Annotated in this window: 19 protein-coding genes; 7 read left to right on the forward strand and 12 right to left on the reverse strand. The window is 69.6% G+C overall.

Going from position 1 to position 15,090, the window contains the following annotated elements; genetic code table 11:
* The first annotated feature begins 48 nt into the window (after positions 1-48).
* A complete protein-coding gene (locus tag ACFFGH_RS30935; protein ID WP_386676136.1) occupies positions 49-693 on the forward strand; it encodes an alpha/beta hydrolase family protein in 645 nt (214 codons plus the stop codon).
* 110 nt (positions 694-803) lie between these two features.
* Here the strand turns inward: ACFFGH_RS30935 and ACFFGH_RS30940 are convergent, their stop codons facing one another.
* On the reverse strand, positions 804-986 hold the full coding sequence (locus tag ACFFGH_RS30940; RefSeq protein WP_386676138.1) for an antitoxin: 183 nt from the start codon (positions 984-986) through the stop codon (positions 804-806).
* A gap of 185 nt (positions 987-1,171) precedes the next feature.
* Between ACFFGH_RS30940 and ACFFGH_RS30945 the strand changes: the two genes are divergently transcribed.
* The 4 genes from ACFFGH_RS30945 to ACFFGH_RS30960 all read left to right on the forward strand — a co-directional run bounded on the left by ACFFGH_RS30945 (position 1,172) and on the right by ACFFGH_RS30960 (position 3,799).
* A complete protein-coding gene (locus tag ACFFGH_RS30945) occupies positions 1,172-1,531 on the forward strand; it encodes a DUF4180 domain-containing protein (RefSeq protein ID WP_386676140.1) in 360 nt (119 codons plus the stop codon).
* Between the two features lie 137 nt (positions 1,532-1,668).
* Positions 1,669-1,884, forward strand: coding sequence for a hypothetical protein (locus tag ACFFGH_RS30950; protein WP_386676142.1), 216 nt, complete (start codon positions 1,669-1,671; stop codon positions 1,882-1,884).
* 129 nt (positions 1,885-2,013) lie between these two features.
* Positions 2,014-3,198, forward strand: a complete 1,185-nt coding sequence (locus tag ACFFGH_RS30955) for an MFS transporter (protein WP_386676144.1) — start codon at positions 2,014-2,016, stop codon at positions 3,196-3,198.
* Between the two features lie 28 nt (positions 3,199-3,226).
* Complete coding sequence (locus tag ACFFGH_RS30960) at positions 3,227-3,799, forward strand: GNAT family N-acetyltransferase (RefSeq protein WP_386676146.1); 573 nt, start codon at positions 3,227-3,229, stop codon at positions 3,797-3,799.
* Between the two features lie 66 nt (positions 3,800-3,865).
* Here ACFFGH_RS30960 and ACFFGH_RS30965 read toward each other — a convergent pair whose 3' ends face one another.
* The 6 genes from ACFFGH_RS30965 to ychF form a co-directional block, all read right to left on the reverse strand.
* On the reverse strand, positions 3,866-4,948 hold the full coding sequence (locus ACFFGH_RS30965) for a winged helix DNA-binding domain-containing protein (protein ID WP_386676148.1): 1,083 nt from the start codon (positions 4,946-4,948) through the stop codon (positions 3,866-3,868).
* A gap of 66 nt (positions 4,949-5,014) precedes the next feature.
* Positions 5,015-5,740 carry an alpha/beta hydrolase gene (locus ACFFGH_RS30970; RefSeq protein WP_386676150.1) on the reverse strand — a complete coding sequence of 242 codons (726 nt, stop codon included), beginning with the start codon at positions 5,738-5,740 and terminating at the stop codon, positions 5,015-5,017.
* A 68-nt stretch (positions 5,741-5,808) separates the two neighbouring features.
* A complete protein-coding gene (locus tag ACFFGH_RS30975) occupies positions 5,809-6,777 on the reverse strand; it encodes a squalene cyclase (protein WP_386676152.1) in 969 nt (322 codons plus the stop codon).
* Positions 6,778-6,914: 137 nt separating this feature from the next.
* A complete protein-coding gene (locus tag ACFFGH_RS30980; protein WP_386676153.1) occupies positions 6,915-7,325 on the reverse strand; it encodes a VOC family protein in 411 nt (136 codons plus the stop codon).
* 366 nt (positions 7,326-7,691) lie between these two features.
* Entirely contained in the window at positions 7,692-8,036 is a 345-nt protein-coding gene (locus tag ACFFGH_RS30985) for a hypothetical protein (protein ID WP_386676155.1), read from the reverse strand.
* Positions 8,037-8,514: 478 nt separating this feature from the next.
* A complete protein-coding gene (gene ychF / locus ACFFGH_RS30990; protein WP_386676157.1) occupies positions 8,515-9,588 on the reverse strand; it encodes a redox-regulated ATPase YchF in 1,074 nt (357 codons plus the stop codon).
* An 88-nt stretch (positions 9,589-9,676) separates the two neighbouring features.
* Between ychF and ACFFGH_RS30995 the strand changes: the two genes are divergently transcribed.
* On the forward strand, positions 9,677-10,762 hold the full coding sequence (locus ACFFGH_RS30995) for an NAD-dependent epimerase/dehydratase family protein (RefSeq protein ID WP_386676160.1): 1,086 nt from the start codon (positions 9,677-9,679) through the stop codon (positions 10,760-10,762).
* A gap of 12 nt (positions 10,763-10,774) precedes the next feature.
* Here ACFFGH_RS30995 and ACFFGH_RS31000 read toward each other — a convergent pair whose 3' ends face one another.
* Together ACFFGH_RS31000 and ACFFGH_RS31005 are read right to left on the reverse strand one after the other, a co-directional pair.
* Positions 10,775-11,236: a hypothetical protein gene (locus ACFFGH_RS31000; RefSeq protein WP_386676162.1), complete on the reverse strand. Its 462-nt coding sequence runs from the start codon at positions 11,234-11,236 to the stop codon at positions 10,775-10,777.
* The gene (locus ACFFGH_RS31005; protein ID WP_386676164.1) at positions 11,233-11,544 is read right to left on the reverse strand and encodes a hypothetical protein; all 312 of its coding nucleotides are present in this window, start codon (positions 11,542-11,544) and stop codon (positions 11,233-11,235) included. Before ACFFGH_RS31005 ends, ACFFGH_RS31000 begins: the two co-directional genes overlap by 4 nt.
* A gap of 186 nt (positions 11,545-11,730) precedes the next feature.
* Here ACFFGH_RS31005 and ACFFGH_RS31010 point away from each other — a divergent pair, with 186 nt between their 5' ends.
* Complete coding sequence (locus ACFFGH_RS31010) at positions 11,731-12,339, forward strand: 3'-5' exonuclease (RefSeq protein WP_386676165.1); 609 nt, start codon at positions 11,731-11,733, stop codon at positions 12,337-12,339.
* A gap of 87 nt (positions 12,340-12,426) precedes the next feature.
* Here the strand turns inward: ACFFGH_RS31010 and ACFFGH_RS31015 are convergent, their stop codons facing one another.
* From ACFFGH_RS31015 to ACFFGH_RS31025, 3 genes are all read right to left on the reverse strand, one after another.
* Positions 12,427-13,302 carry an aminoglycoside phosphotransferase family protein gene (locus ACFFGH_RS31015; protein WP_386676167.1) on the reverse strand — a complete coding sequence of 292 codons (876 nt, stop codon included), beginning with the start codon at positions 13,300-13,302 and terminating at the stop codon, positions 12,427-12,429.
* Between the two features lie 104 nt (positions 13,303-13,406).
* Positions 13,407-13,571 (reverse strand): hypothetical protein, encoded by a 165-nt coding sequence (locus ACFFGH_RS31020; protein WP_386676169.1) that lies wholly within the window; start codon positions 13,569-13,571, stop codon positions 13,407-13,409.
* A gap of 9 nt (positions 13,572-13,580) precedes the next feature.
* Complete coding sequence (locus ACFFGH_RS31025) at positions 13,581-15,071, reverse strand: CoA-acylating methylmalonate-semialdehyde dehydrogenase (protein ID WP_386676171.1); 1,491 nt, start codon at positions 15,069-15,071, stop codon at positions 13,581-13,583.
* Positions 15,072-15,090 lie beyond the last annotated feature (19 nt).

The raw sequence follows: 15,090 nt of genomic DNA on the forward strand, positions 1-15,090 counted from the left end.
GCCTTCACGCTACCTCGCGAGCGTCTGCCGCGCGGGTACGGTCGAGGGGTGGAGCGCCTTCTCGAGACCTCGCTCGGGCCGGCACGGATCACCGTGTCCGCCGCCGACGAGCCCCGTGCCGTCCTGTGGCTGGGCCACGGCGCCGGAGGCGGAATCGACTCCCGCGACCTTCTCGCCGTGGCGAAGGCGCTGCCGGCCGAAGGCATCACCGTCGTCCGCCACGAGCAGCCATGGCGGCTCGCCGGCAGGAAGGTCGCGGTCCGGCCGCCGATGCTGGACATCGGATGGCTGGAGTCGGCCCCGACGGTGCTCGAGCTCGCGAACGGCGTGCCGCTGTTCGTCGGTGGCCGCAGCGCCGGTGCGCGGGTCGGCTGCCGGACCGCGGGCGCACTGGGGGCCGCGGCGGTCGTGTGCCTGGGCTTCCCGCTGCATCCTCCGGGGAAGCCGGAGAAGTCACGGCTGGAGGAGCTGCTGACCCCTGACGTGCCGGTGCTCGTGGTGCAGGGCGAGCACGACACGTTCGGATCCGCGGCGCAGGTGCGCCGGGAGACGGAGGGCGAAACCAGCATCCGGGTGGTCGAGGTGCCGAAGGCCGATCACGGCCTCCGCGTCGCGGCCCGCTCCGGCGTCGACGTCAACGACATCGTGACGTCGGCAGTGCGGCAGTTCGTCGACGAGGTCCTGGCCGGCTGACCGTGCGGTCCACGCCGGGACGCGGCGATGACTGCGGGTGTGCCGGATGATCGCGCGATTACGCGTTCATCCGACACGAGCGCGTTCATCCGGCACGAAGCGGGACCCGCCTATGCGCCGCCGACCTTCTTGTCGGCAGCGTCCTCCGCGCTGTCGATCTTGTCGCCGTACTTGCCGCCGCTTGCCCTGTCCGCCGCGTCGCCGCCCTTCTCGAGCGCGTCGTCGCTCATCTGTTCGCCCTTCTCGCTCTTCGCGAAGTCGTTCGCCTTGTCTCCGAGGCCTCCGAGGTCCATGGTGTTCTCCTGTCACTGACGCGGTGCCGCAGGCGCGGCCGCCGCCTCAGTCTCGTTCGCCGCCGCCTCACCCAGGACCGGCACCCGGTCGACGCTGATCGAGTTCGGAGCGCGCGCACAGGCCGAGTCCACGCCACGGCGTAACAGTCGCCCGAGCCGCCGACGGAGACCCTAGGTTCGTGTGCATGCGCATCGACGACCACGGCGACATCCGCGTGCTGCACCTCGACCCCGACGGCCCGCTCGTCTCCACATCGGACGACGCCTCCGACCTCATCGGCAACGCATGGTCCGAGGGGATCAGCACCATCGCGATCCCGGTGTCTCGGCTCGACCCCGGCTTCTTCGATCTCAGCACGCGGAAGGCCGGGGAGATCACCCAGAAGCTGGTGAACTACCGACTGCGCCTCGTCGTGGTCGGCGACGTGTCCGTTTTCGAAGCGGCGAGCGGAGCGTTCCGCGACTACGTCTGGGAGTCCAACCGCAGCCAGCACGTCTGGTTCGTGACGGACGAGGCCGCCCTGGCGGAGCGTCTCGCTCGCTGAACACCGTCGCGCTGAGCCGGGTGAGCCGTCGATCGCGGTCCCGGACGCAGTCCGCGGCCGACGTTCCTGGACCGACGTTCATGGATCTCAGAGCCACCGTCCAGCGGTGATGGTGCCTCGAGTGCGACCGTCATCTCATGGACAGATCGAATCAGGGCGAGGGCGCCGCCGAGGGTTTCGACCCGACGAACGGCATGGTCGACGGACTCGAGGGCGACTCGGACGGCACTGCCGAGGCTGACACGCGCAGCGAGGCCGAGCGAGGTGCCGACGACGACGCTGACGACGAAGGAGGCGTGGGATTCCCTGCCGCCGGACAGGGACCGCAACTCAGGTCGATGGGCGGCCTGTAGAGCCGAGCAATCCCGTCCGGCACGCCGAGCGGGCCGGCGCCCATAAGGAGCGCGGATCCGTCCCGCACCGGCGGTGCGTACGCTGGCCTCGTGCGTCTCCGTCCGCCCTCCCAGCGCAATCGGCGGCCGATGGAACTGACACCGCGCGAACGACTGCCCCGCGACGTGCTCGTGCTCGGCGCGGTCGCGTTCTTCGTGATGCTGGGCTTCGGTGTCGTGATCCCCGTGCTTCCGGTGTTCGTGCGGCAGTTCGGCGTCGGGTACCTCGAGGTCGGCGCCGTGGTGTCCGCCTTCGCGCTGATGCGGCTCGCGATGACCCCGTTCACCGGGTGGCTGATCGACCGCGTCGGCGAGCGCACGATGCTGTCCGTCGGCATCGGCCTCGTCGCGGTGTCGAGCGCGCTCGTGGGCCTCGCGCAGAGCTATGTCGAGGTACTGCTTCTGCGCGGAGCGGGCGGGATCGGATCGGCGCTCTTCTCCGTGTCGGCGATGTCGCTGCTGTTCGCTGCAACCGCTCCGTCGATGCGCGGTCGTGCGATGAGCTTCTACCACGGCGGCTTCCTGATCGGCGGGATGGCGGGCCCGGCGGTCGGCGGGCTGCTCGCCGTGATCTCGCTCCGGGCGCCGTTCTTCTTCTACGCCGCGACGCTCACCATCGCGGGACTGATCGGGCTGCTGATGCTGCGCACCAGCCGCGGGGCCGATGCCGGCGACGCACCGGCGCGCGTGCCCCTGCCGACGGTGCTCCGGGATGTCCGCTTCCGTGCCGCCTGCCTCGCGAACTTCGCGCAGGGCTGGGGGTCGATGGGGGTGCGCAGCGCGCTGATCCCGGTGCTCGTCGTCGAGCTGCTGCACGAGTCGCCGGCGTGGACGGGCGTCGCGTTCGCGATCGCGGCGGTGGCGCAGACGCTGGCGCTCGCCCCGGCCGGGCGGTTCATCGACACGGTGGGACGCCGACCCGCGCTGGTGGTCGCGTTCACGGTGACCGGCGGCGTGATGCTCGCGATCCCGTTCGTCTCGTCGCTGCCGTTGCTGATCGGACTGCTGTGCGTCTACGGTGCCGCCGCGGCGTTCCTCGGGCCTGCCTCTGCGGCATCCGTCGGCGACGCGGCGGGACCGCGGAATGCGCGGCCGCTGGCGATCTACTCCGCGTTCTCGGACGCCGGCACCATCCTCGGCCCTCTCGCGGCGGGAGCGCTTCTCGACGCGTTCTCGTATCCGGCGGCGTTCGCGTCTGCGACGCTGTTCATGGTGCTCGCGGCGGCGTACGCGCTGCGGATGCCGCGGCGTGACCACGCGGCCTCACTTCCGTGACCGCGGGGGCGGTGGCACCATGAGCGGCATGATCGAGGTGAAACCGGCCCACGACTTCGGCGACATGGCGACGATGTTCGCGCCGAAGAATCCGGAGTCCTCGGTGTGCTGGTGCCTCTCCTGGCGGTTGGGCTCGAAGGAGAACCGGTCGCTTGTCGGCTCGCAGCGCGCGGAGAAGGTGCGGGAGCTCTGCGCCCGCGATCTGGCGCCGGGCGTGCTGGCGTACCGCGACGGTGAGGTCGCCGGCTGGGCGGGCATCGCGCCGCGCGCGGAGCTGCACCCGTTCGCGAACTCGAGGAAGATCCCGCACCTCGACGACCTGCCGGTGTGGTCGCTGTGGTGCATCCGGGTGCGCCCGGGTTTTCGGAAGCAGGGCGTGACGCCCGCGCTCATCGAGGGTGCCGTCGACTACGCCCGGGTGAACGGCGCCCCGGTCGTGGAGAGCTACCCCGCCGACAACGGCGGGGAGCGAGTGGATCTGACGATGGCGTTCGTCGGCACGCGGGACATGTTCGAGCGGGCGGGCTTCGAGAAGGCTGCGGAGACCACCTCCGTCGTCGGCGGCTTCCCCCGGATCCTGATGCGGCGCACCCTCACCTGACGGCCTCGCCTTCAGCGGCTTCCGGCATCGGCGCAGCTGGGACGCCCGTTCCACCCCGCGACGGTCTCACCGCCGCACGAGGAGCTCGGAATCGAGACCGAGGAACGCCCCGTACCGCGCCGCTGCGACTTCGAGAGCATCGAGCTCTCCGGACCGCAGGCGGCGATAGGGCATGACCTCGAAGCGGACCCGCGCACCGAGCGTGCGTTTCATCGAGCCGACCAGCTGGGCGTCGACCACGGCCATCCCGACGGCCACCTCCCGTCCGCGCGGAACGATTCCCTCCGCATCGAGCACCATCCGGCTGTCCTGGTAGCCCCGGTACAGCTCGTCGAGGATCTGCAGCAGATGCGCCGCCGGCTCCGGCGAGGTCGACGGCATCTCGGTGCCCGCGGCGTGCCAGAACGTGCGCCCATCGTGAGTGAACGACGTGAGCCGGTCCTGAACCTGGTCGAGTCCGCGCCGCACGTCGGTGAGTGTCAGCGTCGCCCAGTACGCAAGGTCCCGTTCGGTGGCCGGCCCGTGTCCTGTGAAGTAGCGCAGGGTGGCTTCGGCCAGCGCCTCGTCTCGATCCAGCCGTGTGGCCGGCGGGACCCGTTCGGCGAACGCGGCATATGTGTGCTTGCCGTTCACCAGACGCCCGCTGCAGATCAGTCGATCCAGTTCGGCGACGCCCAGCAGGAGCATCAGCGCCTGCCCACCGAGGTCCATGCCGCCGTCGATCAGCCCCGCTGCGAGCTGTTCGCGGTTCTGGTCGGGTCGCCCGCTGAGGCTCTCGACGACGATGCTGAGCGCTCGATCGAGGTCCGACGCGCTCAACCCGTGCTGCTCGATCAACTGACGATGGAGGACCGGGCGGACCCGTGGCGATGTGAGCTCGATCAGCCACCGGACGTCGGCGGCGGAGACGAAATGCCAGGTGGGCCGCAGAACGTGAGTGCGGATGATCGCGCCGGTGTCGAGCAGTCCGGCGAGGTCCGCGGCGTCACTCTGGGCCGTCCGGCAGGCGACGGCCCACTCGGCCTGGCTCCGATTCTCCGCCTGGACGGCGAGCAGGCTGCGCACCACAGCCGACGCCGAGGGCGCGTGCGGTTCCAGCAGGTGCTGAGTGTGCATCCGCCATCGCGCGATCTCATTCGGCTTGCTCATCGGGCCCCACCATAGAACCGATCGCGGACAGGATCAGTCCCCCGGCCTCCACCGCGCCCCGAGGGCTCAGCGCGGCAGCGCTGCGTCGCGCAGCGCCTCGAGCGCGACGCCGGCGACCACCTCCGGGCGGTGGAAGAGCAGAAAGTGGTCGGTGTCCACTGCGCGGACGTCGTCGAAGGTCTCGGCGGCCCAGCGCCGCTCCTCGTCGGTGACCAACTCGTCATCGACCCCGAGCAGCACTGTCGTCCCGATCGACTTCCACGCGGCCGCGGGGATGGGATCGGTGTTGATCCGTATCGCCGCGGGCCGCCTGGGATTGCGCCGAATATGCTCCTGCACGTCCGGGGGGAAGGTCGTGCCCTTCTCCTCGTACACCCACCAGTCGTTGTCCAGCACGAATGTGCCCGCCGAGTAGTCGGCCGTGATCCACGGCGGTGAGTCGACCCAGCGGATGCGTTCCGGGTCGATTCCGACCCGGCACGGAACTGCGCCGGCGTAGATGAGCCGAATCACCGACCCTTCACCATCCGCGGCGACGCCGATCACATCGCAGCCGTAGGACCAGCCGATCGCGACCACCGGCGGCGGGCAGGACCGGATCACCCGGCGCACCTCGTCCGCATCCTCCAGCAGCCCCGCGCGGGCCGAGCGGTGGGAGGGCAGATCGGGGGCCTCGACGTGGACGCCGGCGTGTTCGAGAAGTCTCCGAACCCACCCCATATCACCGGGATTGGACCATGTGCCGTGCACGATCACCGCGCTGCCGGGCGGCGTTCCAGGTCTCGCGTCCACGCCGCCACGGTAGAGCTGACGCGGCCTGCACAGCAGGGCCGGAAGTCCTCATGCCCGGGTCGACGGGATCAGCGCGCCGCGTCCCACCATTCCATGACACGGGTTCCGAGAAGGGTGAGCCACTTGGACGGCTCGCCCTGTGGGACGTCGACGTCGAACCACGTGCGGCCCGGAAGCGGGGCCCCCTGCAGCCACCTTCCGTCCGGCTGCCGTGCAGCGCGCACCACCTCGATGGCCTCCGCAAGCCTCGGATCGGGCGGCGTCTCGTCGAGGAGGGCGGCATCGCGGAAGTGGTCGAGCGCGACCAGGGCGCTGTACCGGTGGCGGTTCGGATAGACGAACTCGGTGACGAAGCCGCCGACGAGCTGCCCGGTGGTCGCCCGGTACATCAGCCGCCGCTCGAGCAGATACTCCTCGCCGCCGCGGCGCGCGGGGCGCAAGCTGGTGTCACCCGTGATCCGCTCGTAGGCGAGCATCCCGCGCAGCGCGTTGAGGGTCGAGTGGAACGACGACCGCGTCGAATTCCCCTCCTCCGCCTCGCAATTCCACCCGCCATCGGCCAGCCGGTGCGCGGGGAACCAGGCGGCCAGCCCGGAGATGTCGGCGCCGAGCCAGGCACCACTCGCGAGGGTGTAGGAGTTGATGCACACGTCGACCTCGCCGCCCCAGTACGGCAGGTGGTTGTACTCCCAGCGGCTGTTGGCGGCCACCTTCTCCGCCGTCCCGGGCAGCCTCGCAGCGTCGACGCCCCATTCGCGAAGGTCCTTCAGCGCCCAGGTGGTCGCCGTCCACGGCTGCCCGGGCTCCTTGGACTCGGGACTATCGAAGAACCCTGCCGGGAAGAAGGCGCCACCCGCCCACTGCCCGTCCTGGTCCTGCTTGGACAGCAGCTCGGCGCCGTATCCCTCCGCTCCCACCCGGGCACGCGTCGCCTCCCACGCCTCCCGCGGGGCGCCCGCCAGATCCCGCTCCACCTGCCAGCGCACGGCGGGATCAGAGTCGAGCAGCCAGTCGAGCACCTGCGGATCAGTCGCCATTCCGGAACGCTACCGGCGACCGCCGACGAGCGAAACGGCAACGGCGCCGACACCGCTCGTCTGCCGAGCTGCTCGGGATCTCGGCGACGGATTCCGCGGGCCGATTCGGAACGCCCGGTGCGAACGATCCGGCGTGGTCATCCGCGCGCGGCGTCACCCTTGTAGCCGACCAGCCACGTCAGACCGAATCGGTCGCACAGCGTTCCGTCCGAGTCTCCCCAGGGTCGCTCTTGCAGCGGGTCGATCACCCGCCCGCCGACGGCGAGCGCGGCGAACCATCCGTCGAGCACGTCGGGCGCTGCGGCACCGAGCAGCGAGAGCATCATCCCCTCCATCCGCACAGGGCGCCCGTCGCCGGCGATATCCGCGCCGTAGAGGTCGACCGGACCGGACAGAGTGCCGTGCGCGATGGCGTCGCCCGGACCATCGTTCCGGCCGAAGTCGGCGAAGGTGTTGAGCTCGAGGTCACCGCCGAACACCTCGTGATAGAAGCGGAGGGCGTCTGCAGCGACGCCATCGAAGTGCAGATACGGAACCGGAGCGGGCATCCGGCGACGCTAGCGCGCGCACCTGGCGATGTCCAGCCGCTGAGGGTGTCCTCACTCAGGATGCTGGGTGTGGTCTTCGACGTCTGGTTTCGCTCGCAGGACGTCGGCGATTCTCTTCCTCCGGACGCGGTGCGATGGTCTGGTCGTACTCGATCTCCGGGACGGTCGGTTCATCCGGGCCGGGAATGTGCTCCTGAGAGGAGTGCTCGTTGTGGGCTGACACGGCGAATCCTTCGGTCGGCGACACTGAAAGCCTATGCAGATTGGCCGTCGGCGGGGAGGGCCGTCAGTTCGACGGAGACCGCCCACTCGTCACCCGATGCAACTGGGAGCGCGGCGACGGCCGAATGTGTGCACGAACTCCCGTCAGCCGGTCTCCGCGTACCAGATGGGTTCTTGCGAAACGCGATTGCAGGCGTCGCCTTCGAGGTTCACGTCGACCTCATAGAACACTGGACCGCGGATTCTCACCCAGATGTCTTGTTCCCTGTTGGGATAGGTGCCAGTACTGTCGGGGTCGGCCGGCGCCGACCAGCAGTAGAAGCACTCACCGGGAACAGCCTGATTCGGGAATTGGGCGAAGTTTCCATCGACGCCGTCAGCAGAGCCGACATAGACGCTTCCGTCGCGCGCTCGGATGTGCAGGCCTCCGCCGAAGTCGTCACTGCGCCCTTCATCCCAGAACTGCAATACGTTGTCCGCCCGGTACATGCAACGTTGAACGAAGTCTTCCGGGCTGTAGTCCGCCGGTTGTTCCGGTCGCCTCTCGGTTTATTCTGGTGTGAGGGTCGCCGTTGGCGTGGGTGCTTGCGACTGGGCTTCCTCCTCAGGCAGCTGATCTGTCGTCCACGGGGTGCTGGTGCATCCGGCTAGCAGGATTCCGCAGACGACGATGGCGATGGGGGCCGGTACTCGTGCGGCACTCATGAACAAGACCTTAGGCACCGCGACGAGTTCGTCCGCCGGTCCCCGACTGGCGTGGCCGTCATCATCGAGCTAGCCAGTGAAGGAGAAGAAGGAGTCGGGCGGGGTCGTGCTGTGACTTGTTCGCCATGAGGCGACTCCTTACGAAGACGACTCAGACGAGTCGTGGACGAGCATGGGATTCAGTGGCTGACCCGAAAATCGCGCATCTCCGGGCTCGTAATCCTCGCGCGAGCGCGTCCGTTCGGGTCCTTCCCAGACGACATCAGACGTTGAAGCGGAACTCCACCACGTCGCCGTCCTGCATCACATAGTCCTTGCCCTCGATGCGCGCCTTGCCCTTCGCGCGCGCCTCGGCGATCGAGCCGGTCGCGACGAGGTCATCGAAGCTGATGACCTCGGCCTTGATGAAGCCCTTCTCGAAGTCGGTGTGGATGACACCGGCCGCCTGCGGGGCCTTCGAGCCCTTGGCGATCGTCCAGGCGCGGGCCTCCTTGGGACCTGCGGTGAGGTACGTCTGCAGGCCCAGGGTGTCGAACCCGACGCGGGCAAGCTGCGCGAGGCCGCTCTCCTCCTGACCGGTGCTGGCGAGGAGCTCGGCGGCGTCGTCCGCATCCAGGTCGATCAGCTCGGACTCGATCTTCGCGTCCAGGAACACCGCCGGCGCGGGTGCGACCAGCGCCGAGAGCTCCGCCTTCCGGGCGTCATCCGTCAGCACCGCCTCGTCGACGTTGAATACGAAGATGAACGGCTTGGCGGTGAGGAGACCCAGCTCACGGATGGGGGTGATGTCCACGCCGGGGCCGTACAGGATGCGCCCCTCGTCGAGCACATTCCGGGCTGCCTTGACCGTCTCGAGCACGATCGGGTCCGCCTTCTTGCCGCGCACCTCCTTCTCGAAGCGGGGCTCCGCCTTGTCGAGGGTCTGCAGGTCGGCGAGGATCAGCTCGGTGTTGATCGTCTCCAGGTCACCGGCGGGGTTCACTGCCCCCTCGACGTGGACGACATCCGAGTCGTCGAAGCCGCGCACCACCTGCGCGATGGCGTCCGCCTCCCGGATGTTGGCGAGGAATTGGTTTCCGAGCCCCTCCCCCTCACTCGCCCCCTTCACGATGCCGGCGATGTCCACGAATGACACGGTCGCCGGCAGGATCCGCTCGCTGCCGAACAGCCTCGCCAGCACATCGAGCCGCGGGTCGGGCAGGCTCACCACGCCCACGTTCGGCTCGATCGTCGCGAACGGATAGTTCGCCGCGAGCACGTCGTTCTTGGTGAGTGCGTTGAAGAGCGTCGACTTGCCGACGTTCGGGAGACCGACGATTCCGATGGTGAGAGCCACGGGCATCAACAGTACCCGTGGCCGTACCCGGCACTTTCCGAGTCCCCCGCCCTAGGCTGTGGCCGACCCGCCTGCCCGAGGAGTGATCATGCGCGTCGTTCTCGTGGGATCGACCGGCAACATCGGCACGTCGCTGCTGCGCCGGTTCCAGCAGGAGGCCGAGCCGCCGCAGCTCGTCGGGCTCGCCCGCCGCCTCCCGGACACGTCGGAGCACCCGTACCGCGGCGTCGAGTGGCGGCAGGTCAACATCGCGGACGAGGAGTCCGTGCCGGAGCTGATCGACGCGTTCACCGGGGCGGACGCGGTGGTGCATCTGGCGTGGAAGCTGCAGCCGAACCGCGACGAGCGGGAGATGTGGCAGACCAACGTGCGCGGCACCGCCCGGGTGCTGCGAGCTGTGGCGGCGGCGCGGGTGCCGCACCTGGTGTACCTGTCCTCGATCGCCGCGTACAGTCCGGGGCCGCGGCGCCGGCGCGTCGGCGAGGACTGGCCCACGGGCGGCATCCACACCTCCCACTACTCCCGACAGAAGGCGGTCAACGAGCGGGTCGTCGACAAGTTCGAGGCGGAACATCCCGACATCGTCGTCACCCGCATCCGCCCCGGCTTGGTCTTCCAGCGCGGCGCCGGTGCGCAGGAGGCGCGGATCTTCGTCGGCACGCTGCTGCCGCTCGGCTGGCTCAACACGGTCCGTCCGCCGATCGTGCCGCTCCCCCGCACCATGTGGACCCAGGACGTGCACGCCTCGGATGTGGCAGACGCGCTGTTCCGCGTGATCGACCGGCGAGCCGGTGGGGCGTTCAATCTCGCCGCGGAGCCGGTGCTCACGCCGGAGCGGATCGCGTCGGTGGTCGGTGGCCGGTGGGTCCGCATCCGGTTCGCTGCGGCGCGGGCGTTCGTGTCGGCGACGTGGAAGCTCCGCCTGCACGCCACGGACCCCGGGTGGCTGGACATCGCGGCGAACTCGCCGATGATGTCCACCGAGCGGGCGCGGCGGGTGCTCGGCTGGGAGCCGAAGGTGTCGTCGGTCGACGCGCTTGCCGAGATCCTCTCCGGCGCAGCCGACCGCGCCGGCATGGCGGGCTCGCCGCCGCTCGAGGTGCCGTACGAGCCGATCGAGAAGCCAAGGTACACCCGGGTGTCGGGCGCGGAGACCTACCCGGAGGGTGCGTAGCCGCCGATCCGATCAGAGGCCGGCGGGCACGTCGAACGGCAGCTCGTCCGCCGACTCGACCGGCGTCACGGCGTCGAACGGCGTCAGGGTGCGAAGGCCGCCGTCCTGCTTCTCCATGAGGAACACCAGAACGAGGTCGTCGGTGTCGAGTGGATCGCCGTCCGGGAACGGAACGGCGGCGCAGTGGTCGGAGATCGACTCGACGCGGACGACGTCGTCTTCTCCGACATCGCCCTTCACCACCCGTTCGACCGTGATGTCATAGACCGCGTCGTCGGCGAAGAGCTCCGCCCACCATCCGGCCGGGGCGGCCGTTCCGACCACGACCAGCGCGCTGTCCCGGAACCGCTCCTCCGGGTCGCTGTAGTCGTGCCATCCCGGGCACCCGCCGGACATGCACCCGGTGAGTGCGCCGGAGGAGAACACCAGCGTCCCGGCGAGAGCCCACGCCCGGTATGTGCGGCGGGGTGTCATCGCTGCACCAGGAGGTTCGGCGTCACGGTCGTCCACTCCCCCTCGATGGCCCGTGGGTCCATGCCATCCGGGAGGAGCCAGGCCTCGCCCCACTGACCGCCCAAGCCCACCGGCGGGTTGCCGCAGCCGGCGGAACCGTTCTCCTCGTCCTCGACAACGACCAGGCAGAGCACCCGGCGCTCCGAATGCCGGCCTGCCCAGAACGTCACCCCGCCGTGCTCCGCCAGGAACCGGGTCGAATCCGGGTCGACGTCGTACGGCCGTGCCGTGTCAGCGATCCGGTCGCTCTCGACCTGTGGGCGGTTCAACAGCGTGGCCAATGGCCCCGGCGCAGAACAGCCGGTCGCCGCAAGAGCCGCCAGGAGTGCCACAGCGGCTGTGCCCCAGCGCTCCGCCATCCCACCTCCCGTGGCTGCACACTAGCGAGCCACGTGATCGACCGGAAGGCGGCGCGGCACCGAGGCGGCGTCGGACGCCCGTGTGACCATCGGCACGTGCCGTTGGACTTCACCGCGATCGACTTCGAGACAGCCAACAACTCCGCGGCGAGCGCGTGCTCCGTCGGCATGGTGAAGGTGCGGGACGGCCGCGTCGTCGACTCCGCGCACTGGTTCATCAGGCCACCGTTCGGGCACGACTGGTTCAGCGAGTGGAACACGCGCATCCACGGCATCTCCGAGGCGCACATCGCCGACGCACCGCTCTGGAGCGAGCAGCTGCCGGACCTCGTCGCGTTCGCCGAAGAGGACCACCTCATCGCCCATAACGCCGGATTCGACATGAACGTTCTCCGCTCGGCATGCCAGGCGAGCTACGTCGACACCCCGTCGTACCGGTACCTCTGCACGCTCCAGCTCGCGCGGAAGACCTACTCCCTCGACTCGTACAAGCTGCCCGTCGCGGCGATGGCGGCGGGCTTCGAGGACTTCGAGCACCACAACGCGCTCGCCGACGCGCAGGCCTGCGCGGCGATCCTCGTTCACGCCGCCCGACGCTACGACGCGGACGACGCCGACGCGCTGGCGCGGGTGGCGGGGCTGCGGATGGGCGCCATCGGCTCCGTCGCGATGGCGGAAGACACCCGCGCCGCTGTCCTGGCCTGATCCCGCGGCGTCGGCCGGGGCCGAGATGACGTGAATCGCCGCTATCCGGAGACGATGGCGACCATTCGAGTCATCTCCGGGAGCCGCTCAGGCTCCCTCCGCCGTCAGCTCGGCGAGGATGCGCATCGAGTTGCGCACCATGCCGGGATTCGACTCGCGGTAGTACGGCAGCGCCACTGCAGCCTGCACCATCGCGTACCCGCGGCCGCGAACCCAAGACGCGTCGTCCGCGCCGACCGCAAGGCGGAAGCCGTCCCGCGCATCCGGCGGCAGGATGCTCCATGCCGCCATCAGGTCGCACGCGGGATCTCCGACGCCGGCCGCCCCGAGATCGAGCACAGCACTGAGCCGGTCGTCGGTCAGCAGAACATTCGCCGGCAGCAGGTCCCCGTGCACCCACACCGGCGGACCGTCGTACTCAGCGGCCGCGAGCGCGTGCTCCCACACCGTGAGAAGTCGGCGCTCGTCGACGAGATCAGCGGCCTCATGAAGCGTCCGACGCACGGACGCGTCGAATGGGTGGAGTGAGAAGCCGCGATGTCCGGTCGGCGCACCCGCCGGGTCGATGCACCGCAAAGCGACGATGAACGCGGCGAGGCCGGTCCCCACCGCGTCGGGATGACGCAGGCTCGCCGGCTCTGGATGATGGCCGGGGAGCCAGCCGAGCACCAGCCAGGGGCACGGATAGCCGTCGCCCGGTACGCCGGAACCGAGGACCGTCGGAATCGCGACGGGCAGTTGCGGCGCGAGCCGAGGCAGCCAGGCCGCCTCCTGCTCGATGCCGCCGGCGCCCCACTCGACGAACGGAAGCCGCACCACCAGGTCGCCGCCGAGCCGGTACATCGCGTTGACGGTCCCCGATGACGGCACGCGTCGCAGCGGAAGGCGCGCCCACTGCGGGAACTGGTCGGTGAGCAGCCGGCGGACGAGCCCCTCGCCCACCGGGAGCTCATCAGGATGCATCCGCGCACTCATCGGCCGTCCGGACACCCCCGAATTGCCGCAAGTCGCCGCTTCCCGTCGACCCCAGCCGCGAATTGCGGCAAGCCGTGGATCATGACGGCGCGTCAGCGGTTCTCCGGCTTGCTGACCCGGCGGAGTCGTCTCAAGCGACGGCGTCCCTTCTGCACGTCGCCCTCGTCGTTCTCCATCTCCGGACGGAACAGCCACACCACGACGGCGACGACCACGACGATCGCCACCGCCGCCACGACGAACCAGATCCACTCCACGGGACGCTCCTAGTGGCTGCGCGGGAAGCCGAGGTTGATGCCGCCGTGCGACGGGTCGAGCCACCGGGAGGTGATGGCCTTCTGCCTCGTGAAGAAGTGCACCGCATCCGGGCCGTATGCCTTGGAGTCGCCGAACAGCGAGTTCTTCCAGCCGCCGAAGGAGTAATACGCCACAGGCACCGGGATCGGCACGTTGATGCCGATCATGCCGACGGTGACCTCGCGCTGGAAGCGGCGCGCAGCGCCACCGTCGTTGGTGAAGATGGCGGTGCCGTTGCCGTACTGGCTGGCGTTGATCAGCGCGACACCGTCGTCGTAGCTCTCCACCCGCACGACGGAGAGCACCGGCCCGAAGATCTCGTCTCCGTAGACCTTGGATGAGGTGGGCACCTTGTCGATCAGTGTGGGACCGAGCCAGAAGCCGTCCGCCTCCCCGTCCACCTCGATGCCGCGGCCGTCCACGACGACCTCGGCACCGTCCTCGACGGCGAGGTCGAGGTACCCGGCCACCTTGTCGCGGTGCTCGCGGGTGATGAGGGGGCCCATGTCGCAGCCGCGGGTGCCGTCGCCGACGGTGAGTCCGGACATCCGGTCCTTGATCTTCCCGATCAGCTCGTCGGCGACGGGCTCGACGGCGACGACCACGCTGATCGCCATGCACCGCTCACCCGCGGAGCCGAATCCGGCGTTCACCGCGGAGTCGGCGACGAGGTCGAGGTCGGCGTCGGGCAGCACCAGCATGTGGTTCTTCGCGCCGCCGAGGGCCTGCACCCGCTTGCCGGTGGCGGTGCCCCGCTCGTAGACGTAGCGGGCGATCGGCGTCGAGCCGACGAATGAGACGGAGGCGATGCCGGGGGCGTCGAGGATCGCGTCGACGGCCTCCTTGTCGCCGTGCACCACGTTGAAGACCCCGTCCGGGAGGCCCGCCTCCTGCAGCAGCTGCGCCATCCAGATGGAGGCGCTCGGGTCCTTCTCGCTCGGCTTCAGCACCACGGAGTTGCCGGCCGCGATCGCGATGGGGAAGAACCACAGCGGCACCATCGCCGGGAAGTTGAACGGGCTGATGATGCCGACGACGCCGAGCGGCTGTCGGGTCGAGTAGACGTCGACGCCGGTGGAGACGTTCTCGCTGTACTCGCCCTTCAGCAGATGCGGGATGCCGACCGCGAACTCCACGACCTCCAGCCCGCGCTGCACCTCGCCGAGCGCGTCGGAGGTGACTTTGCCGTGCTCTGCGGTCAGGATGGCGGCGACCTCGTCCTTGCGCGCGTTCAGCAGCTCGCGGAAGTTGAAGAGCACCTGCTGGCGTTTCGCGAGCGACGTCTCAGCCCAGCCTGGGAAGGCGGCAGTCGCGGCCGAGATCGCCTCTTCGACGTCCGACACCGAGCCCAGCCGAACCTCTCGGGCGACGATGCCGCGAGCGGGGTTGTAGACGGGCGCAGTGCGGGTCGAGGTGCCCGCCGACAGACGGCCGTTGATCCAGTGATCGAGGGTTTCCATGCCGAAAACTCTACGGCCG

This window comes from Lysobacter korlensis, from assembly GCF_042434515.1.